This window comes from Pseudomonas sp. MWU16-30316, from assembly GCF_020515645.1.
Taxonomy (GTDB): Bacteria; Pseudomonadota; Gammaproteobacteria; order Pseudomonadales; family Pseudomonadaceae; genus Aquipseudomonas; species Aquipseudomonas cerasi.
The window spans coordinates 691,255-712,846 of sequence record NZ_JAIZAZ010000003.1; the positions used below are offsets into that span (position 1 = coordinate 691,255).

Genomic DNA, 21,592 nt, shown 5'->3' on the forward strand with positions numbered 1-21,592 from the left:
TTATGCTCTGGGCCTGTGTCTTGCTGCCACAACTGGCGCTGGACGGCGTCATGCGTCGTCACGGCAACCCCGATGAACCGCTGGCGCTGATCAGCGGCAGCGCTCAACGTCGCGTGTTGCAGAGCGTCAATCCGGCTGCGCGTGCGTTGGGGCTGAAAGCCGGGCAGTCGCTGACCGCAGCACAGGCGCTGGTGCCGAACTTCACCACGATCGAGCATGACCCGGCCGATATCGAGCGTTTGCAGCAACTGCTCGCGGCCTGGGCCTACGGTTTCAGCTCCAATGTCAGTCTCAAGTACCCGCGGGTACTGCTGATGGAAATCGAATCCAGCCTCAGGCTGTTCGGCCCTTGGCCAGTGTTCGAGGCGCGTTTGCGTGAAGAGCTGACCACGCAGGGTTTCCGCCATCGCATCGTGGTCGCGCCCAACCCGATAGCCGCGCGAATGCTGGCCAACATGCATGACGGGCTGAGCATCGACTGTCCACATGAATTGCGCCGCCGTCTGGAGCAGATGCCTTTGGAACGCATCGGCCTGAGCCGCGAAACCGCTACTGCCCTGACGCGCATGGGGCTGCGTAGCGTGCGGCAGGTGCTGGCGCTGCCCCGCGATACGCTGGCACGGCGGTTTCCGGCCAGCGTGCTGCAGCACTTCGACACCTTGCTCGGCGAGCGCCCCGTGGCGCTGGAATGCTACACGCCGCCGGATTTTTTCGATGTACGCATCGAGCTGAATTTCGATGTCGAATCCCATCAGGCCCTGTTGTTTCCGCTCAAGCGGCTGATCGCCGATCTGGCCTTGTTCCTGGCCGGACGCGACAGCGGTGTGCAGCGATTTTCCCTGCATCTGGAGCATGTTGAAGGTCCGGAGACTGTGGTACCCGTCGGACTGCTGAGTGCCGAGCGCGATGCTTCGATGCTGTTCGAACTGGCCCGCGGCAGGCTGGAGCAGGTGCTGGTCGCGTCGCCGGTACGTGCCGTGCGCCTGCTGGCGCGAGACTTGCCGGATTTTGTCCCGGCGCACCGTCAGTTGTTCGATGAGCGCGTGCAGCAAACCTTGCCCTGGGAGCAACTGCGCGAGCGCCTGCGGGCGCGTCTGGGCGACGAGTCGGTCAATGGCTTACGCGCTCAGGCCGATCACCGCCCTGAATGCGCCTGGCAACCGCACAGCACAAGCAAACCGGTCTTGCCGAGCAAGGGTTGTACGCGCCCGGGCTGGTTGCTGCGAGAACCCCAGCCGCTGCCACTTCATGCCACGCGCATCGTGGCGGGGCCCGAGCGAATCGAATCAGGCTGGTGGGACGGCGGCGATGTACGTCGCGACTACTATCTGGTCGAAACCTCCAGCGGCCAGCGCGCCTGGGCCTATCGCAGCGTGGGCGAGCAGGGTGAACTGCTGCTGCATGGCTGGTTCGCATGACAAGCGAATACGCCGAGCTGCATTGCCTGTCCAACTTCAGTTTTCAGCGCGGCGCCTCAAGCGCCCGTGAGCTGTTCGAACGAGCCTTGCGCCACGGCTACCAGGCGCTGGCCATCACTGACGAGTGCACGCTGGCCGGTATCGTACGTGCCTGGCAGGCGTCCATCAGCACCGGCCTGCCATTGATCATCGGCAGCGAAATGCACATCGAGAACGGGCCGAAAGCCGTGCTGCTGGTGGAAAGCCAGACAGGCTATGAGGCGCTGTGCAAATTGATCACGGTGGCACGCCGCAGAGCCAAAAAAGGTGAATACCGGTTGTTGCGTGAAGATTTCGAGCCTGCGCCGGACGGGTTGCTGGCCCTCTGGCTGCCGGACCTCGACGGTGACGCTCAAGCCTGTCTGGCGCATGGACGCTGGTTGCGTGAGCGCTTTGCCGAGCGCCTCTGGCTCGGCGTGGAGTTACATCGCGGCGCGGATGACGAGCAGCGTCTGGCCGACTTGCTGGCGCTGGCTCAATCATTGGGTATCCCGGCAGTAGCCAGTGGTGATGTGCACATGCACGCACGCGGCCGGCGTGCCCTGCAGGACACCATGACTGCCATTCGCCATCACACGACCGTGGCCGAAGCAGGGCACCTGTTGTTTGCCAACGGCGAGCGCCATTTACGGCCACTGGATGCGCTTGCCGAGCATTACCCGGACTGGCTGCTGGCCGAATCGGTGCGTATTGCCCGGCGCTGCACGTTTGATCTCAAACAATTGAAATATGAATACCCGCACGAGCTGGTCCCCAAAGGCCAGACACCTACGTCGTGGCTGCGTGAACTGACCGAGCGCGGTGTCCGAAAACGCTGGCCGAAGGGGCTGACGCCAGCTACCCGTACGCAGGTCGAGAAGGAACTGGCGCTGATCGCGGAAAAGAAGTTCGACAGCTACTTTCTGACCGTGCATGACATCGTCGAGTTTGCCCGCAGCCAGCACATCCTTTGTCAGGGACGCGGCTCGGCGGCCAACTCGGCAGTGTGTTATGCGCTGGGGATCACCGAGCTGAATCCGGAAAAGAGCAATCTGCTGTTCGAGCGCTTCATCTCCAGAGAGCGCAACGAGCCACCGGATATCGACGTGGATTTCGAGCATGACCGCCGCGAAGAAGTCATTCAGTACATCTTTCGGCGCTATGGCCGGGGCCGGGCGGCGCTGACTGCTGTCGCTAGCACTTATCACGGCTCCGGCGCGATGCGTGACGTGGCCAAGGTGCTGGGCTTGCCGCCAGACCAGATCAATGCCCTGGCCGAAGCCTTCAGCCGCTGGAGCGATTCATTGCCGTCGCCTGAACGCTTGCGCGAATACGGCTTCGATGCCGACACGCCGATCCTCAAGCGCGTGCTGGCGCTGACCGGCGAACTGATCGGTTTTCCCCGGCACCTGTCGCAACACCCGGGTGGCTTCGTGATTTCCGAACACCCACTGGAGACCTTGGTGCCGGTGGAGAACGCCGCGATGGCCGACCGCACCATCATCCAGTGGGACAAGGACGACCTGGACCTGGTCGGCCTGCTGAAAGTCGACATTCTTGCGCTGGGCATGCTCAGTGCCTTGCGCCGCACGTTCGATCTGGTGCATCTGCACCGGGGCAAACGCTGGGCCCTGGCAAGTCTGCCGGGCGACGACCGGAAAACCTACGAAATGATCAGCCGCGCCGACACCATCGGCGTGTTTCAGATCGAGTCGCGTGCGCAGATGGCCATGCTGCCGCGCCTGAGGCCGGAAAAATTCTACGATCTGGTCATCGAAGTCGCCATTGTCCGGCCAGGGCCGATCCAGGGCGATATGGTTCACCCGTACCTGCGGCGGCGCAATGGCGAAGAGGCAGTCACCTATCCGCCCAAGCTTGAATCCGTATTCAAGCGCACCCTGGGTGTGCCGCTGTTCCAGGAGCAGGTCATGGAAGTGGCCATTCTGGCCGCCGACTACACGCCGGGCGAAGCGGACGAGCTGCGTCGCGCGATGGCTGCGTGGAAACGTCACGGCGGGCTCGAGCCGCATCGCGAACGGCTGCGTACGGGCATGCTGAAAAAAGGCTATGAAGCGGACTTTGCCGACCGGATTTTCGAACAGATCAAGGGTTTTGGCAGTTATGGTTTTCCCGAATCCCACGCCGCCAGTTTCGCCTTGCTGACCTACGCCAGTTGCTGGCTCAAATGCCATGAACCGGCAGCGTTCACCTGCGCACTGATCAACAGCTGGCCGATGGGGTTCTATAGCCCGGATCAATTGTTACAAGACGCACGTCGCCACCACATTGAAATCCGCCCGGTGGATGTGCGCTACAGCGACTGGGATTGTTCGCTGGAGCCGCTCGATCATCCCGACCGCACACGCAATCTGGCGATTCGCCTCGGGCTGCGCATGGTCCGTGGCTTTCGTGAGGAAGATGCCTTGCGCATCGAAGTCGCGCGCGCGAAACGCCCGTTTGTCGATGCCACGGACCTGACGTTGCGCGCCGAACTGGACTCGCGCGCCGCCGAAGCACTGGCGGATTCCGGTGCCTTGCGCGGCCTGATCGGCCATCGGCACCGGGCGCGCTGGGAAGTGGCCGGGGTTGAGGCCCAGCGCCCGCTGTTCGACGACCTGCCCAGCGAAGAAACCCAAGTGATCTTGCCACTGCCGACTGTGGCCGAAGACCTGGTGGCCGACTACACAACGCTGGGCACTACCCTGGGCCCGCACCCGCTGGCCTTGCTGCGCCGGCAACTGGCTGCCAAGCGCTTTCGCAGCTCACAAGACTTGTTACACCTGGAAAACGACCGGACCCTCAGCGTGGCGGGGCTGGTCATTGGCCGTCAACGACCGGGCACCGCCAGTGGCGTGACCTTCGTGACGCTGGAAGACGAATTCGGCATGGTCAACGTCGTGGTCTGGCGCGACCTGGCCGAGCGTCAGCGCAAGGTGCTGGTGGGCTCGCAACTGCTGCAGGTGTTCGGGCGACTGGAATCGAAAAGCGGCGTGCGGCACCTGATCGCCCAGCGGCTGTATGACCTGACGCCGCTGTTGACCGGACTGGATGTGCGCAGTCGGGACTTCCAGTAATCGGGCCTGTAATTTGCAGTAGCAATCGGTACATCCTGCCACCGAGAAGCCCTGTATGTACAAAGACTACCCAGCCGCTTACCAGGTCAGCAAAGGCGCGGCGCTGCAAGTGGACACTGCCTTTTATGAGCGCATCCGCACGAATGCGCAGCAACGCACCCTCGTCGAACAGTTCGAAGTACCGATTCGTACCGGGCGGGCCTGGAAGGTCAAGGCCGGTCAGGTGTTTCGGGTCACCACACCGGTGGGCCCGCAGGTGGGTGATTTCAATGTCTGGAACGCCAACGACCCCCGCGAGCGCCTGTGGGCTGCGCGCACGCGGCAGTTGCAGGGTGCGCATGTCAGCACCCACGATCGGCTGTGGTCGAATCTGCCGTTTTTACGGCCAATGGTAACCATCACCGATGACAGTCTGGCCAGTTACGGAACTGACGAGCACGGCGGCCGCCTGCATGACCTGCTCGGCACGCGTTGCGATCCCTACGTCAACAAGATGCTGACCGGCGAAGACTTTCACCATCACTGCCATTCCAACCTGACCCGCGCAGTGCTGCCGCACGGGCTGACCGAGTTCGATGTGCACGATGTGCTGAACATCTTCCAGTGCACCGGCCTGAACCATGACGACCTGTATTTCATGAAAGCCTGCCCGGCGCAGAAGGGCGACTATCTGGAGTTCTTCGCGGAAATCGACCTGCTATGCGCCTTGTCGACGTGTCCGGGTGGCGACCTGTCATTACCGATGTGGGGGCCTGATGCGCAGGACCCGCTGAGCGTCTGCCGACCGCTGGGCGTCGAGATCTACGACCTCGACGCGTCGCTGCTGGACGGCTGGCAGTCCCCCGAGCGCGCAGCTTACAACGGCCTGCATGGTCTGCAGATCGCCAAGGCCGAGTGGGAGCAATAACCGCTCAGGCTGCGCGCGCCATTCTGCGCAGTCCCCAGACCATCACCGCCCCCATCCCGAGCATCGCCAGCAGCAGTGCCGGGTAAGCCACCCACCAGTGCAGCGGGGCGGTCATCATGCTGAATTCCGACATGCCGCCGATCCCGGCAATCAGGTTCAGGGGCAGAAACACCACATTGATCAAGGTCAGTTTGCGCAGCAGGGTGTTGGTGCTGTTGTTGACCAGATTGCCGCGCGCATCCATCAACCCGGCGAACACCGTGGAATAGATCTCGGCCTGTTTGTAGCACTGATCGTTCTCGATGATCATGTCGTCGATCAGCGCCAGGCTGTCGGCTGCGTATTGCCGGCCTTGCGCATGGTTGCGCAGACGCGTCAGGACCGCACCGTTGCTGTGGATGGCATTGATGTAATACACCAGACTTTCGCTGAGGTTGAACATCTGCAGCAAATGGCGGTTTTCCAGGGAAGAGTTGAATTTCTGCTGCAATTCCCGGGCGACCATCTTGATGACTTTCAAATGGCCCAGATAGTGATGAATATTGTTGAACAGCAGCTCCAGAAGGATATCCAGCGGCTGGTCCAACGGGCGGTGAGCCCCCAGCGCGCTCAAGGGTTGCTCGTCATCGCAGATCAGCACCAACTGGTCCCGGCTCAACAGCACGCCAAAGGACGAAACGTCGAACGAGAAGCTGTCCTTGCCCGAATAGTTCTCGGGACGTTTCCAGATGACGAACAACGCATCAGGGTGAAACTCGATGCGCGAAATTTCGTCCGGGTCGAGTGCCGAGGCAACGGCATGCTCATCAAGGTGAAATCGCTCCAGCAATAATCTGCGTTCCCCGGCATTCGGTTTGCTGAACCACAGCACCTGAGCCTTTTGCGGATCACATGCCAGCAACTGGTTGTTGTCGAGTTTCAGGCCCTGAATCATCGTTTCACCATGCCTGACCGAGGCGCTTGAGCTCCAGACGGCGGACGAACTCTTCCAGCACCAGGCTGTAAAGATCATCCTGCAGATAAGCGTCTTCGATGCCGGCATCCAGGTTCGGGTTGTCGTTGACCTCGATCACCACCACGTGATCGCCTGACTGTTTCAGGTCCACGCCATACAAGCCGTCACCAATCAGGTTGGCGGTCTTGAGCGCCAGTTCGACCACGGCGCGCGGCGCTTCGTGCACCGCCAGCGTGCGGCATTCGCCAATCACCTCGGCACCGATCGCCTTGTGGTTGTAGATCTGCCAATGCCCCTTGGACATGAAGTACTGGCAGGCGAATATCGGTTTGCGATTGAGAATACCGATGCGCCAGTCGTACTCGGTGTAGAAAAACTCCTGAGCCAGCAGCAATACCGAGTGCTCGAACAACTGGGTCGTTGCCGTGTGCATTTCCTCGGGTGTGCTGACCTTGATCACGCCTCTGGAAAAACAGCCATCGGGAATCTTCAATACCAGCGGGAAACCCAGGCGTGTGGCCACGTGTTGCAGTTCTTCCGGGCGGTCCTTGTAGAGGATTTCCGTTCGCGGCATGCCCAGATCATGGCTTTTGAGCAGGTCGGTCAGGTACACCTTGTTGGTGCAGCGCAGGATCGAGGTTGAGTCATCCATGACCACCAGCCCCTCGCTTTCGGCTTTCTTGGCAAAGCGATAGGTGTGGTTGTCAACGCTGGTGGTTTCACGAATCAGCAGCGCGTCGTACTCGGCCAGTCGGGCGTAGTCTTTCTTTTCGATCAGCTCGACATCGATGCCCAGGCGCTGACCGACGCGGATGAAATTGGCCAGCGCCTCAGGGTTGGAGGGCGGCAGCTGTTCCTGCGGATCATGCAGAATCGCCAGGTCGTAGCGGGCCATTCGCCGCGAACTGGGCTGGCGCCAGACGTTGCGGCTGAAGCCCTCCAGCGCCGTGGCGAACTCATCCTGCTGATCCTCGCGCAGACGCGGCAGAGCTCCGGCCTTGATACCGGCAATGTGCCAATTGTCGCGCTTGCGAAACTCCACCATCAGGATCGGGCAGGGGAAGACTTCAAACAATTGACGGGCGAGATCCTTCAACGGCTCAAGTGTGGTCTGACCGAAGTACAGTGTCAGGGTAAACCCTTCGGTGTCGTCATAGGGATGGTCCTCAAGTGCGGTCTCCAGCAACTTGTCCAGGTCATCGAGTGCCAGGCCGTAGAGTGACTTTCGGGTCAATTCGCTGATGGTCTTTACCGAGGGAATGACATTGTGCTGGCGCGCTTCGGCCAGCAGGGAACAGTAATAACCATGGCCCAGGTATTTGTAGCTGCGGCACAGGTTGATGACTTGCACACGCTTGCCTGCCGTGGCTTTCAGCGGTTTTTCCAGATAGTCCTGGGCGCTGATCAAGTCTTCGCTGGGGAAGTACGATGCCCAGTCTTCGAGCCGTTCGACAATAATCACCAGTTGCCTCTGCGCTGCAAAGAGTGTTGTGGGGTCTGCTCGCCGGGTTGTTGCTGAAAGCGCAAGTTGCGCAGATACTTCGTTCATCTTCACCTGTGCCGCTGACATGTGTAATCGATCCGATGGGAAACAAGTCCTTTCTATTAAGCATGTGCTTTTTGAAATGTCCCGTTTCGTTACACAACTTTTACGGCGGTGGAGATGGACTTTATATTTCGAGATGCAGTTGAAACCGATGTCGATGATTTGCTGCTTCTGGAGAACCAGTGTTTTGACGGCGACCGTCTGACCGAGCGCAGCTTTCACTGGATGATTCGCCGCGCCAATGCCAGCCTGATCGTCGCCGAGCAGGCCGGACAGCTCACCGGCTATGCGCTGGTGCTGTTTCATCGGGGCACCTCGCTGGGGCGTTTGTATTCGCTGGCGATTGCCGATGCGGCGCGGGGCAAGGGGCTGGGCAAGCAGTTGTTGCAACGTGCCGAGCAGAAGGCCGTGGGCCGCGACTGCGCTTACCTGCGCCTTGAGGTGCGCCCTGATAACCACGCGGCTATCGGGCTGTACGAACGCAATGGTTACCGGCGTTTCGCTCAGGTCGACGACTATTACCAGGACCATGCCCCGGCCTTGCGCTACGAGAAACGTATCGTTGAGCACGCCCGGCTGGACAGTCGCTCAGTGCCTTACTACCAGCAGACTCTGGAGTTCACCTGCGGCCCGGCCTGCCTGTTGATGGCCATGAAAGCCCTGCAACCTGCGCGTTCGATGGGGCGTGCCGAAGAGCTGCAGATCTGGCGCGAGGCGACCACCGTGTTTATGACCTCCGGCCACGGCGGCTGCAGTCCTCAGGGGCTGGCGCTGGCTGCCCGGCGACGGGGCTTTGCCGTGAAGTTGCTGGTGTCGGTCTCGGGCCCGCTGTTTCTGGGCGGCGTGCGCAGCGACAACAAGAAACAGGTGATTCGCCTGGTTCATGAGCAGTTCTGTCATGAGCTGCGAACCTGCGGTGTAGAGACGCTGCCCAACCGCTCATTGAACCTGCCGCGCTTACTGGCCGACGGCGGCAAGCCGCTGGTGCTGATCAGCAGTTACCGCCTGACCCGTTCCAAGGCACCGCACTGGGTGATGGTCACCGATTGCGACAGCGATTTCGTCTACCTGCACGATCCCGATATTGATCACAGCCTGCATCGGCAAGCCATTGACTGCCAGCATATGCCGGTAAGCCATGCCGACTTCAATCGCATGAGTTGTTTCGGTGCCGATAAACTTCGGGCGGCAGTGATTGTGTTTGCCGCGCCTGTGGATGATCATGCGGGCGCTTCAGCAGACCGGCCACAGGATTCCCCATCGTGATTAAGTTCGTGCTCAAGGCTTTTTGCGTACTGGCCATCGCTGCAAGCCTGTCGGCCTGCATCAGCGCGCCGATCCCGCTGACCGCGAAAACCGCCGCGCAGCTGCAGCAACAGCCACCGGTGCGCTTTCTGCTGACCTTCGACGATGGCCCGAGCGCCTCGACGTTCTACAACCCCAGCATCACCGTGCTCGACAGCCTGGCGGACAATCCGCTGCAGCCGGGCATCAAGGCGGTGTTCTTCGTGCAGACCGGCGCAACCGGTGCGGGTAACAGTGATCAGGGCCGGGCGATCATGCGCCGTCAGCATGAAGAAGGGCACCTGCTGGGCTTTCACACCGCCACGCCGCACCACACCAACCACCGTTCACTGAGCGATGAGGAACTGGAGCAATCCCTGACCCAGGGCTGCGCGATCATCGCCTCTATCACCGGTGTGCCGACCACCTTGCTGCGTCCGCCGTTCTGGAACTACGACAAACGCACGTTCAGCGCCTATCAGCGCCACCATCTGCAGGTACTGCTCACTGACCTGAGTGCCAATGACGGCAAGATCTGGGGCTATAACTTCAGCCTGCGCCGCCGTTCCAACATGGTCAGCCAGCTCTCGCAGGTGCGCGAACGCATTGCCGCCGGAGAGCTGCCAGCGGTGGATGGCGTGATTCCGGTGGTGGTGACCTTCCACGACCTGAACCGCTACACCGCGCGGCATGCGCGGGAGTACCTGCAGATTCTGGTCGACAGTGCCGGGCAGACTGGCGTAAGGCTCGCCGACAAGCCGTTCTACGACGACAGTGCGCAGTTGCAGCGCGCAGCACTGGCCAGGACGGTCAAGGAGGCGGGCGAGCCTGTCAGCTTGCCCGGTGTGTGGAACTGGATCTGGGACCACAACGCGCACTGACCAGGCGTCAGACCAGGGTGTTCTTGCGCACATGACCGCCCTGGACAATCATTGCCAAGTGTTTGCCCTGACCGACCAGGCAACTGATATCGCTCAGCGGGTCGCCATCCACCACCAGCAGATCGGCGATCGCGCCGGCGGCGATACAGCCCAGTTCGCCTTCGCGCTGAAGGATCTGCGCTGCCACGCTTGTGGCACTGCGCAGCGCTGCCAGATTACCCAGCAGTTCGGCGCGAATCTTCAATTCATGAGTCTGGTACTCATGCATTTCCCCCAGCAAATCCGAGCCATAGCCCATCGGTACACCCGCTTCGGCGAACAGCAGCAGGGCATTGCGCCCGGCCTGACGCACATCCTCGATCTTGGCGACCGAGTCAGCCGGCAGCCCGAAGCGTTCGCCGTATTCAGCGAGCATTTCGTAAGTGACCTGGGTGGGCACCGCAAATGCGCCTTTTTCGGCCATCAGCCGCGCGGTGTCGGCATCGACCAGGTTGCCATGTTCGATGGTTCTGACACCGCACTCGATGGCACGGCGAATCGCCCGAGCGGTGTAGGCATGCGCCATGACGTAGGTGTTCGCGGCGGCGGCCTCGTCGACGATGGCGCGGATTTCAGCTTCGCTGTATTGGGTGTTGGCAATCGGGTCGGTTGGCGAGGACACACCGCCCGAGGCCATGATCTTGATCTGGTTGGCGCCTTGCTGCAGCTCCTCGCGCACCGCCAGGCGCACGTTGTCGACGCCATCCACCACGCGGGCGATGGCCCCGGCGCGGAAGCAACAGGAGCAGGGCTCGTTGAGCAGCAATTCGCCGCGTGCGCGCATGTCGCCATGGCCGCCGGTCTGCGACAGTGCCTTGCCCGATGCGAAGATGCGCGGGCCGGGAATCAGCCCCATCTGAATCGAACGGGCCAGTGCCCAGTCAGCGCCCCCGGCATCGCGCACGGTGGTAAAACCACGGTCGAGCATCGCCGCCAGAATCGGCAAGGCGCGGTACATGATGATTGCGTTGGGTTGCAGGGCGTTCATGCCCAGGTTGGCGTTGGAAGCCAGCACGTGCACATGGCAGTCGATCAGGCCGGGCATCAGTGTTCTGCCACCCAGATCGATGACCTGAGCGCCAGCCGGGGCCGGTTCACCCTCGGCACGTACTTCGACAATGCGCTCACCCTCGATCACGACCTCCTGGCCCGAAATCAATTGCCCGCGTTGCACGTCCAGCAGGCGGCCGTTGCGCAGGATCAGGCGTGTGGGTTCAGTGGTACTCATTGGTAAGCTCCAGACAAGGGGGGGTGAGCCGCGGGCGCACGGTCGCGATAAAGCAGTGCGCCAATACCGCTGACGATGGCGGCGAACATGATGTAAAAGGCCGGCGCCAGGTTGCTGCCGGTCGAGGCAATCAGCCAGGTGATGGTGAAGGTGGCAAACCCGCCGAAGATCGTGACGGCGAAGTTGTAGGCCACCGAAAGCCCGGTGGACAGTACGTGGGTTGGCAGCAATTCACCGAAGGCTGCGAGGATCGAGCCGATGTAAGCGGAAATCAGCAGGCCGAGCACCAGCTCGAAGATCAACAGTGAAAACAGCCCCGGCATCTGGTTGATGAACAGAAACATCGGGTAGGCGCTGAGGAAGATGGCAATGGCCGAGCCCAGCAGCCACGGGCGATGCCCGCTGCGGTCGGCCAGGGCGCCGACAATCGGTGTGGCGACGATCAGTACCGCGCCGCCCATCATGCCGGCGCTGAAGCCCATCCATGACGGCAGGCCGAGCACGCGCTGGGCGTAGGAGGGGATGTAAAACAGGATGGCATAGGTGCAGACGGTCCACAGCACGACCAGCGAAAAGCTGATCAGGGTCTGTCGCGGGTAGGTCTTGATCACTTCGCGCAGCGGCGATTCGACCGGTTTTGCAGCCTTGTAGGCAGGTGTCTCGTCAACCCGGCTGCGAATATAGAAGCCGACCGGCCCGATCAGCGTGCCGATCAGAAACGGCACCCGCCAGCCCCAGCTTTCGAGCTGTGCCTGGGTCAGGTAACTGGACAGCACCGCGCCCAGCGCGGAACCCAGCAGTACCGCGACGCCGATGCTGGCCTGAATCCAGCTGGAGTAGAAGGCTTTTTTGCCCTCAGGCGCATGCTCGGTGAGAAACGCCGTGGCGCTGCCCATCTCGCCACCGGCAGAGAAGCCTTGCAGCAGACGCGCCAGGACAATCAGCAGGGGTGCCAGATAGCCGATCTGCGCAAAGCCGGGTGTCAGCCCGATGATCAGTGTCCCCAGCGCCATCAGCAGGATGGTCAGCGACAATGCCGCCTTGCGCCCGCGCTTGTCGCTGTAGATGCCCAGCACAATGCCACCCACCGGACGCATGAAGAAGCCGACCCCGAAGGTCGCCAGCGCCAGCAGATAAGAGGTCAGTTCGCTGCCGGTGGGGAAGAACACCTTGGCGATGATCACCGAGAAGAAGCTGTAGACCGTGAAGTCAAACCATTCAAGGCCATTGCCGATGACCGTGGCAACCAACGCGCGGCGTGCCTTTTGTTCATGGGGGCGTGAAGCAGAGGATTGTGGTGTGCTCACTGGATAGGCTCCTGCATGCGATACACGCAGGGAAACCCCCTGCATCGGTTGCATTGATTGAGGGGCAGGGTGTGTGTGTGTGCGGCCGAGTCAGGTCTTTTTGCCCGTTTCAGTCGAGAGTAGGCGCTGGGCCGATTTTAACAAAACGCTTATTACGCAGATTTGCATGCGCCAAACGCATGCAGGATTCAGAGCGGTGGAGCCAGTGTGGCTATTTCGTCTGCCAGCCATTTCTCGAAGGCACGCGCGGCACGCCGAGGCGTCTTGTCGTTGGGTGTCAGCAGATAATAGCCGCCTACCGCGCCGACGCTTTTGCGGCACGCGGGCACCAGCGCGCCGGACTGTACGTGGCGGTCGATCATCGGCTGCCAGCCGAGCACGATGCCATGCCCGGCGACCGCCAGATCGACCAGCACCGGATACAGGTTCACGGTCATGCGCTTGCGGATCAGCGAGGCATCGACACCCTGGCGGCCGAACCAGTCACCCCAGGACAGCCATTGACGCTGGCCGTCTTCGAGCATCAGCAGGCAATGATCCAGCAGTTGCGCGGGCTCCAGCAGGCGCCCGCCGAGGTAGTCGGGCGAGCAATAGGCGTTGACCGATTCGGCGAACAGCAGACGGCTGTCGAGACCTGCCGGTGAGACTTCACGCAGAAAATACAGTGCCAGATCGAATTCGGCGCGAATCAGCGAATCCAGCCCATCGACCACGCGCAGTCGGATATCCACGGCCGGAAAGGCATCGCGATAACGTCCCAGCAAAGGCCCCAGCCACAAGGCCGCCACGCCACTGGAGCAGGCCAGGGTCAGTTGCTGATCACCGCTGTGAGTGATCACCTGTGCGGTGGCCTCGGCGCACAGGGTCAGTACGCGCTGGATCTGCTCGGCGTAAATCTGCCCGGCCACCGTCAGATGAATGCGCTTGTGCTCGCGACGAAACAGGGCGCGGCCGAGAAATTCCTCCAGTTGCGCGACCTGACGGCTGATCGCGCTCTGAGTCAGGTTCAGTTCGGTGGCGGCACGCGTGAAGCTGCCATGCCGGACGGCAGCTTCGAAAGCGATCAGGTTCTGCAGCGGCGGAAGGGGCTCGATACGCACAGTGGCTCCTGTTGCGGGCAGGTTTTACAAAGGGTCGGGAAACGGCGTCGCCAGCAGCCAGTCCCTGAACACACACAGCGAGGGCAGGTTCTGAAAGCGCGTGGCGTAGGCCAGATAGTAATTGCGTCCGCTGTCCAGAGGCTCGAACAGGGTGACCAGTTCGCCGCCGTGGATTTCGTCCTGCACCAGAATGCGCGGCACCAGTGCGATACCAATGCCGGCCGCGACGGCCTGGATCAGGTGCGAGGTCAGTTCGAAACTCGGGCCGGGGCGCATGATGTGGTGGTCCAGCCGATTACTGTCGAACCAGTCCGACCAGGCATTGGGCCGCGACACCACGCTCAGCAACGCATGCTGGGCCACCTGCGCCGGAGTCATCGACTGGTAGCCGGCAAGGGCTGCCGGGCTGGCAATGACCACCAGTTTTTCACTGACCAGCGGATGAGCGATGTAACCGGGCCAGTTGCCGTTGCCGGCACAGATGATCGCGTTCATTTCGCTGGCCGCGGGCGTCAGGTCGGCATGCACGATGCGTGAATGGATGTGCACCACATAGCCCGGATGCCGGGTGTAAAAGTCATTCATGCGTGGCAGCAGCCACTTCGAGCCGAAGGTGGGCAGCACGGCCAGATGCAGCGTGCCGCCTTCGGCCTTGTGCGCGATGGTTTGCAGAGTTGCACTGCGGATGCGGCCCAGTGCGGCAGCCAGCTCATGCTGATACAGCGCGCCTGCGGTGGTCAGCTCGATGCGTCTGCCATCGCGCTTGAACAACTCGACTTCCAGTTGTGCCTCCAGCGCCTGCACCTGCCGGCTGACGGCGCTCTGGGTCAGGGCCAGTTCATCTGCGGCCTTGGTGAAGCTGCCATGCCGGGCGGCTGCCTCGAAGGCAAGCAGCAGCGACATGGAGGGCGTCAGTCTTCGGGTGTTCATTCATAAAGCTCATGGAAAAACGGCAGGTTTTACGTTTGCACTGAAGCATGACAGGCCGGAGAATCACGCTAACCGTTGATAACGCCATGCATTCGAGCGTTTCGAAGCATACGTGCTTTGCATATAAAACGCCTAGCGAGGAACACCACCCATGATTGCGCTGTTGAAACCGACTTCCGAGCAGGTCGGTCACTATGACCGTTTCCTCAATGCCTTGGCGGAGGGCGGCTTTCGTGGCGAAATAGCCCGTGACCACGGTTCGCGCACAGTGCTGGCCACTGACAATTCCATCTACCAGCGCCTGCCGCAGGCTGCCGTGTTCCCGATGGACAGCCATGACGTCGCAATCGTCGCCCGGCTGGCGGCGCGGCCCGAGCACAAACAGGTGGTGTTGACCCCGCGTGGCGGCGGCACCGGGACCAACGGGCAGTCGCTGACCGACGGCGTGGTGGTCGACCTGTCGCGGCACATGAACGCTATTCTTGAGATCAACGTTGAGCAACGTTGGGTGCGCGTGCAGACCGGTGTGGTCAAGGACCAGCTCAATGCCGCGCTCAAGCCGCACGGGCTGTTTTTCGCGCCGGAACTGTCGACTTCCAACCGCGCCACGATTGGCGGCATGATCAACACCGATGCCAGCGGGCAGGGCAGTTGCACCTACGGCAAGACTCGTGACCACGTCCTTGAACTGTCCACGGTGTTGCTGGGCGGTTCGTACGTCAACAGCCATGCGCTGAATGTCGAACAACTGGCCAGCGAGCAGGCACGCGTCGACCGCGCGGGCGACGTTTATCGTTGCGCGCAGCAGATCGCCGATACGCAGGCACAACTGATCAAGGATGTCTTTCCGCCGCTTAACCGCTGCCTGACCGGCTACGATCTGGCGCACCTGCGCGAGGAAGACGGGCGTTTCAACCTCAACAGCGTACTTTGCGGTTCCGAAGGTTCACTGGGGTTTATCGTCGAGGCCCGACTCAACGTCCTGCCGATCCCCAAACATTCGATTCTGGTCAATGTTCGCTATGCCGGTTTCATGGACGCCCTGCGGGACGCCAAGGCGCTGATGGCGCACAAACCGCTGTCCATCGAGACCGTGGACTCCAAGGTGCTGATGCTGGCCATGCAGGATATCGTCTGGCATGGCGTCGCCGAGTATTTCCCCCAGGACCCTGCGACGCCGACGCTGGGCATCAACCTGATCGAATTCAGCGGCGATGAGTTGAGTGAGGTGGAACAGCGCGTTCATGCGTTCGTTGCGCACTTGCAGACTGACACATCGGTGGTGCGCCTCGGCCACACGCTGGCGGCTGGCAGTGCAGCGGTGAACCGCGTCTACACCATGCGCAAGCGCTCGGTGGGGCTGCTCGGCAACGTCAAGGGTGAAGCGAGGCCGCAGCCGTTCGTCGAAGACACTGCCGTGCCTCCGGAAAATCTCGCCGACTACATTCAGGAGTTCCGTGCGCTGCTGGACAGCTACGGGCTGCAATACGGCATGTTTGGCCATGTGGATGCCGGCGTGCTCCACGTGCGACCGATTCTGGACATGAAGGACCCCGCGCAGGCGGCGTTGATTCGGCCAATCTCCGACGCCGTCGCCGCGCTGACAAAACGCTATGGCGGGCTGCTCTGGGGCGAGCATGGCAAGGGCTTGCGTTCGCAATACGTGCCTGAATATTTCGGCGAGTTGTATCCCGCATTGCAGGCCCTCAAAGCCGCCTGCGACCCGTTCAACCAGCTCAACCCCGGCAAGATCGCAACGCCTGCGACAGTGCCGGAATCGCGCTTGACGCTGGTGGATGAAGTGACACTGCGTGGTGACCTGGATCGCACGATCGATGAACGCGTCTGGCAAAGCTACGACAGCGCGCTGCACTGCAATGGCAACGGCGCCTGTTACAACTATGACACCGACGATGCCATGTGCCCGTCGTGGAAAGCCACCCGTGATCGTATTCACTCACCCAAGGGCCGCGCTTCGCTGGTCAGGGAATGGCTGCGTCTGCAAGGCGAGCAGGACGTCAATGTCCTCACCGCCAGCGCCAGGGCGCGCAGTGCCAATGTGCTGAAAAGCCTTGCCGAGCGAACCGTCAACAGCGTCGCCAGAGTTGCGGGGCAGAAGGATTTCTCCCATGAAGTCTACGACGCCATGGCCGGTTGCCTGGCCTGCAAGTCCTGCGCGGGACAGTGCCCGGTGAAGGTCAACGTGCCCGAGTTCCGTTCGCGCTTTCTCGAGCTGTACCACAGCCGCTACCTGCGCCCGATCAAGGATTACCTGATTGGCTCGCTGGAGTTCAGCATCCCGCACCTGGCGCGCTTTCCGAAGCTGTATAACGCGATCATGGGCGCAAGGCCGGTGCGTTACCTGCTTGAGCATGTAGCCGGTATGGTCGACAGCCCGTTATTGAGCCTGACCGATTTCCGCGCGGCCTGCGCTCGCTGGAATGTCGGCATCGCTACGCCGCAGCGCCTGGCCGCGTTGAGCGAGGAGGAGCGCAAGCGCACGGTGGTGCTGGTTCAGGATGCATTCACCCGATACTTCGAAACCCCGTTGGCGGCAGACTGGCTGGAGCTGATTTCGCGTCTCGGTTATCAGGTCTACCTCGCACCGTTTGCGCCCAATGGCAAGCCGCTGCAGGTGCAGGGTTTTCTGCAGGCGTTCGAGAAGGCTGCCGGTTTCAACAGCCAGTCGCTGGGCAAGCTGGCCGGGTACGGCATCCCGCTGATCGGTCTGGACCCGGCCATGACCCTGGTTTACCGCCAGGAGTACAGCAAGACGCTGGGCAGCGAGAATGTACCCGAGGTCATGCTGCCGCAGGAATGGCTGGCGTCCACGGTCGAGGAAGGTCGTGATGGGGCATCGGAAGAGACGTACTACTTCCTGCCGCATTGCACTGAAAAGACCAACGAGCCCGCCAGTGTCGGCCTCTGGCAGAAAGCCTTCGCCCGCGCCGGGCTCAAGCTGGAAGTGCTGGCCAGCGGCTGCTGCGGCATGTCCGGCACCTATGGGCATGAAACCCGAAACGCGAAAACCAGCGACATCATCTATCGTCAGTCCTGGCAGCCACTGGTGGCGCGGCATGGCGGTGAAGGTCGACTGGTCGCCGATGGCTACTCATGCCGCAGCCAGGTCAAGCGCCAGGATGGCAAAGTGGTGCAGCATCCACTACAGGTACTGCTGGAACGGGTGAGGGCGCTATAGAGAGGACGCAGAGCGTCCAGAACGGCATGCCCACGCGGAGCATGGGCACGATAGTTACAGGACTATCGTTCCTCACGCTCCAGCGTGGGAATGCCGTGCGTGATGCTGCGCGTCACAGATCTGTGCCGCGCCGTTCGGCCAGAACTTAGACCAGGTACTTGTTGAACCATCCCAATGTGCGGTCCCAGGCCAGTTTGGCCGCGGCTTCGTCGTAACGTGGGGTGGAGTCGTTATGAAAACCATGATTGGCGCCCGGATAAATGTACGTTTCGTACGTCTTTCCCGAAGCTTTCAAGGCTTTTTCATAAGCCGGCCAGCCTTCGTTGATGCGGGTATCCAGTTCGCCGTAGTGAATCATCACCGGCGCCTTGATCTTCACCACGTCTTCGGCATTGGGCTGACGCCCGTAGAACGACACCGCAGCGCCCAGCTCCGGGTACGCAACCGCCGCGGCATTGGCCACACCGCCGCCGTAGCAGAAACCGGTGATGCCGACCTTGCCGGTGGTCGCGTCATGCTTCATCAGCCACTCGATGGCGGCAAAGAAGTCGTTCATGAGCTTTTCCGGGTTGACCGTCTGCTGCAGCTCACGGCCCTTGTCATCGTTGCCCGGATAGCCGCCGACCGACGACAGCCCGTCAGGTGCCAACGCAATGAAACCGGCTTTGGCAACGCGGCGCGCCACGTCTTCGATGTAAGGGTTCAAGCCGCGATTCTCGTGTGCCACAACCACTGCGGGTACTTTTCCGGCGGCTTTGGCCGGACGTACCAGATAGCCGCGAACCTGACCATGCCCCTTGGGCGAAGGATAGGAGACATACTCGGCAATGATGTCCGGGTCGGTGAATTCCACCTGTTCGGCCAGCGCATAGTTGGGGCTCAGCGAGGCAAGCAGCGCACTGGCGGTCAGGCCGCCAAAGGTGAACATCGCTGCACGATCGAGAAACTCGCGCCGATTGATCCTGCCGTGTGCGTAGTAGTCATAAAGCTCAAGCAGTTCAGGAGCAAAGTCTTTTGCGGTGAGACGTTCCATCGGTAAGCTTCCTTCCGAATCATTCAGGGCTGCCTGCATCTTGGCGGGCTGACGAGCAATACGTGATCAACACAAGGTCCGCTCCCGATAGTATTTCCGGAGCATCAGGATCGCTACCGTAAAGCGACGAAAAACCGCCATACGCTGCCCGGAGTGCAAGCTCACTGCATATTGCCGGACGCTGCCGACGGCCCATCGGACTATGAAAAAGTCAGGCACGGGATTGCACTACACGGTCTCAATGATGTCCATTTGAGTCCTTCCGGCATTCACGGGGTTCGGGCGCTGCAGACAAATATATTATCCAGTCGCTGTATAAAGCGGCGTCGGTTCAGGCCGACAATACATCATGATCTCGCCCCTACGCTGATGGTCATATTCCACCTGCATTTCGAGATAACGTGATGATGAGCCTTCCGACGGAAGACCGCACCCAGCTGTTCAAGGACACGGCTATCCAGTTCTGGAAACACATCACCCCGATCGTTTATGTCGCTCTGGGCATTCACTGTGTGTGGCTGACAGTGTTCCTGGGGTTGGGCATGAAGATCATGTGGATGGCGAACATCGTCAGCACGCTGGTTTACGTCAACTGCATCTACCTGATCCGCAGGCGTCGGCATCGACAAGCCGGACAACTGATGTGCCTGGAGATCATCGGCCATGCCGTGCTCGCGACGTGGCAGCTGGGCTGGGAAAGCAACTTCAGTTTCTACCTATTCTGCGTGATTCCCGTCATTGCCTTCACGTTTCAACTGAACGTCATCAGACGCATTGCCTACAGCGTGGCGATTCTGCTGTCGCTGGTGGGCTGCTTTGCCTTTCGCCGATACACGGGGCAGGGATCCGGTCTCAGCCAGAACGTGCTCGATGCGTTCGGTATCGTCAACGTACTCTCTGCGACCACTCTGTCGATTTACGCCACTGCACTGTCGGTACGTTTCACCTCGTCGATGCAACTGAGCCTGTTTCATATCGCCAGCCGCGACAGCCTGACCAATCTTTATACGCGCAGACGAGTGCTGCATCGCATACGCGAGCTGGAAGGCCGACGGCAGGGGCTGTCGGCTTCGTTGATCCTGCTCGACATCGATCATTTCAAACAGATCAATGATATCCACGGGCATGAAACCGGCGATGTGGTTCTGCAACGGGTCGCCGAGATCATCGGTTCGAGCGTGCGCAGCAGTGATATGGCAGCGCGCTGGGGCGGCGAGGAATTTTTGGTGCTTATGCCTGACACTACGCCCGAAGACGCACTGCGCGCGGCAGAACGTATCTGGCGGCGTATCGCCGAAGAGGCCGGTCTGATCAACGAGCGCATCATCGCCGTCAGCGCCACAGTCGCTGTGGCGACCATCGCGACGGGCGAGGCGTTTCAGTTGGCCCTCAATCGCGCCGACACGTCGCTGTACATGGGCAAACAGCAGGGCCGAAACCGGGTAATGATCGCCGGATGAGGTGCTGGCTCACGTCAGGCGCTACCAGCGTGTAGACTTTCGCGCTTTGAACCGGGGAGCACAGCGTCGTGCTTCCTCATCGGCGGTGTATCGATCAAGGCATGCTTATGGATTTGCGTCAGCTCGAAGCCTTCGCGGCAGTCATGTCGGCAGGCAGTGTCACGGCGGCAGGGAAAATGCTCGGCCGATCTCAGCCCTCGGTCACCCGGGCCATTCAGGAGCTCGAGCAGGAACTGGGCTTTGCGTTGTTCGAGCGCAGCGGGCCAAAGGTCACGCCTACCCACAAGGCATTCATGATGTATGGCGAAGTGGAGAGTGCGCTGCTGGGGGTGCGCAACATCCGCCAGCGCGCGCAGCACATTGCCCAGGAGGAGAACCATCAGATCAAGCTGGTGGCGATCTCGGCCCTGGCGGCTGGCCTGCTGCCTGCTGCACTGTCGCGCCTGCCCGCGCACCTGCGTCCGCAACAGATTCAGCTGCAGAGCATGTCTCCGGAGAACGTGGTTCAGGCTGTCCTGTCGAAAACCATGGACCTGGGCGCGGTCAGCCTGCCGCTGGAGCATCGTGGTCTGGAAATCCACTGGATCGGCGAGGCGCCTTGTGTGGCGGTATTGCCAGCCGATTCGGCGCTGGCCGCTCATGAGGTGCTGTCGATGGAGCTGCTGCGTCAGCAAACGCTGATCACCATGGCCAACCCGTATCGCTTTCGTCGACGCATCGACAAGGCGTTTCAGGAGGCGGGTGGTCAGCCGCCGCGCATGCTGGACACCAATACGTCGCTGATTGCCATGCAGATGGCCAGGGTCGGGCTGGGCGTTGCACTGGTCGATCCGTTCACAGCGCTGGGGGTGCCGGTACAAGGCCTGGTCGTCAGACCGATCGCCTGCAACATTCCGTTTTTCTTCGGGCTGATTTCAGCCTTCGCCAGCCCGTTGTCGGATGTGGCGAGCGCGCTGATCGATGAAATTGCCGACAGCGCAAAAATCCTGCTGCCGGAAATGATCATGCACGAAGCCAGCGCGCACGATGCCCTGTTACAGAGCATTTATGCCGAGTGAGCGGGCCATGCAGGCAGCATTCAGGCCCGGTTGCTGATAACGCCTGTCGTCGCACAAGACTGAAAGCCGGACGCAGCGCGTCCATGAATAGCCTCCGTAACGCCTTGTTTCTCGGCACACAAAGCTCGCTCAAATTCCATTTGGGAATATAAATA

The 21,592-nt window shown here is 61.1% G+C and carries 15 protein-coding genes; 8 read left to right on the forward strand and 7 right to left on the reverse strand.

Annotated elements, in window-relative coordinates:
* The first annotated feature begins 2 nt into the window (after positions 1–2).
* Genes LCH65_RS14165 through LCH65_RS14175 form a run of 3 tightly spaced genes read left to right on the forward strand, consistent with a single transcriptional unit; the run spans position 3 to position 5,417 of the window.
* On the forward strand, positions 3–1,418 hold the full coding sequence (locus LCH65_RS14165; protein WP_072366573.1) for a DNA polymerase Y family protein: 1,416 nt from the start codon (positions 3–5) through the stop codon (positions 1,416–1,418).
* Positions 1,415–4,510: an error-prone DNA polymerase gene (locus LCH65_RS14170; protein WP_226439560.1), complete on the forward strand. Its 3,096-nt coding sequence runs from the start codon at positions 1,415–1,417 to the stop codon at positions 4,508–4,510. The genes LCH65_RS14165 and LCH65_RS14170 overlap by 4 nt, the downstream gene beginning before the upstream one ends.
* Positions 4,511–4,565: 55 nt before the next feature.
* Entirely contained in the window at positions 4,566–5,417 is an 852-nt protein-coding gene (locus LCH65_RS14175; protein WP_003410362.1) for a DUF1989 domain-containing protein, read from the forward strand.
* A 4-nt stretch (positions 5,418–5,421) separates the two neighbouring features.
* On the opposite strand, the gene LCH65_RS14180 is transcribed toward LCH65_RS14175, so the two are convergent.
* Positions 5,422–6,351, reverse strand: a complete 930-nt coding sequence (locus LCH65_RS14180; protein WP_003434064.1) for a magnesium transporter CorA family protein — start codon at positions 6,349–6,351, stop codon at positions 5,422–5,424.
* A gap of 4 nt (positions 6,352–6,355) precedes the next feature.
* On the reverse strand, positions 6,356–7,942 hold the full coding sequence (locus LCH65_RS14185; RefSeq protein WP_003369538.1) for a RimK family alpha-L-glutamate ligase: 1,587 nt from the start codon (positions 7,940–7,942) through the stop codon (positions 6,356–6,358).
* A gap of 93 nt (positions 7,943–8,035) precedes the next feature.
* On the opposite strand from LCH65_RS14185, the gene LCH65_RS14190 reads away from it, so the two are divergent.
* Both LCH65_RS14190 and LCH65_RS14195 read left to right on the forward strand, forming a co-directional pair.
* Positions 8,036–9,184 (forward strand): GNAT family N-acetyltransferase/peptidase C39 family protein, encoded by a 1,149-nt coding sequence (locus tag LCH65_RS14190; RefSeq protein ID WP_226439561.1) that lies wholly within the window; start codon positions 8,036–8,038, stop codon positions 9,182–9,184.
* Entirely contained in the window at positions 9,181–10,083 is a 903-nt protein-coding gene (locus tag LCH65_RS14195; RefSeq protein WP_003434061.1) for a polysaccharide deacetylase family protein, read from the forward strand. Before LCH65_RS14190 ends, LCH65_RS14195 begins: the two co-directional genes overlap by 4 nt.
* 7 nt (positions 10,084–10,090) lie before the next feature.
* On the opposite strand, the gene LCH65_RS14200 is transcribed toward LCH65_RS14195, so the two are convergent.
* From LCH65_RS14200 to LCH65_RS14215, 4 genes are all read right to left on the reverse strand, one after another.
* Entirely contained in the window at positions 10,091–11,350 is a 1,260-nt protein-coding gene (locus LCH65_RS14200) for an amidohydrolase family protein (protein ID WP_096107145.1), read from the reverse strand.
* Positions 11,347–12,657, reverse strand: a complete 1,311-nt coding sequence (locus LCH65_RS14205) for an MFS transporter (protein ID WP_226439562.1) — start codon at positions 12,655–12,657, stop codon at positions 11,347–11,349. The genes LCH65_RS14200 and LCH65_RS14205 overlap by 4 nt, the downstream gene beginning before the upstream one ends.
* A gap of 188 nt (positions 12,658–12,845) precedes the next feature.
* Complete coding sequence (locus tag LCH65_RS14210) at positions 12,846–13,757, reverse strand: LysR substrate-binding domain-containing protein (RefSeq protein ID WP_003434056.1); 912 nt, start codon at positions 13,755–13,757, stop codon at positions 12,846–12,848.
* 24 nt (positions 13,758–13,781) lie between these two features.
* Positions 13,782–14,687, reverse strand: coding sequence for a LysR substrate-binding domain-containing protein (locus LCH65_RS14215; RefSeq protein ID WP_096107143.1), 906 nt, complete (start codon positions 14,685–14,687; stop codon positions 13,782–13,784).
* A 151-nt stretch (positions 14,688–14,838) separates the two neighbouring features.
* Here LCH65_RS14215 and LCH65_RS14220 point away from each other — a divergent pair, with 151 nt between their 5' ends.
* A complete protein-coding gene (locus LCH65_RS14220; RefSeq protein WP_060707736.1) occupies positions 14,839–17,886 on the forward strand; it encodes an FAD-binding and (Fe-S)-binding domain-containing protein in 3,048 nt (1,015 codons plus the stop codon).
* 145 nt (positions 17,887–18,031) lie between these two features.
* Here the strand turns inward: LCH65_RS14220 and yghX are convergent, their stop codons facing one another.
* A complete protein-coding gene (gene yghX, locus LCH65_RS14225) occupies positions 18,032–18,919 on the reverse strand; it encodes a YghX family hydrolase (protein ID WP_060707737.1) in 888 nt (295 codons plus the stop codon).
* A gap of 404 nt (positions 18,920–19,323) precedes the next feature.
* On the opposite strand from yghX, the gene LCH65_RS14230 reads away from it, so the two are divergent.
* Positions 19,324–20,379 (forward strand): GGDEF domain-containing protein, encoded by a 1,056-nt coding sequence (locus LCH65_RS14230; RefSeq protein ID WP_060707738.1) that lies wholly within the window; start codon positions 19,324–19,326, stop codon positions 20,377–20,379.
* Positions 20,380–20,486: 107 nt separating this feature from the next.
* Positions 20,487–21,437: a LysR family transcriptional regulator gene (locus LCH65_RS14235; protein ID WP_046235611.1), complete on the forward strand. Its 951-nt coding sequence runs from the start codon at positions 20,487–20,489 to the stop codon at positions 21,435–21,437.
* The last annotated feature ends 155 nt before the right edge of the window (positions 21,438–21,592 follow it).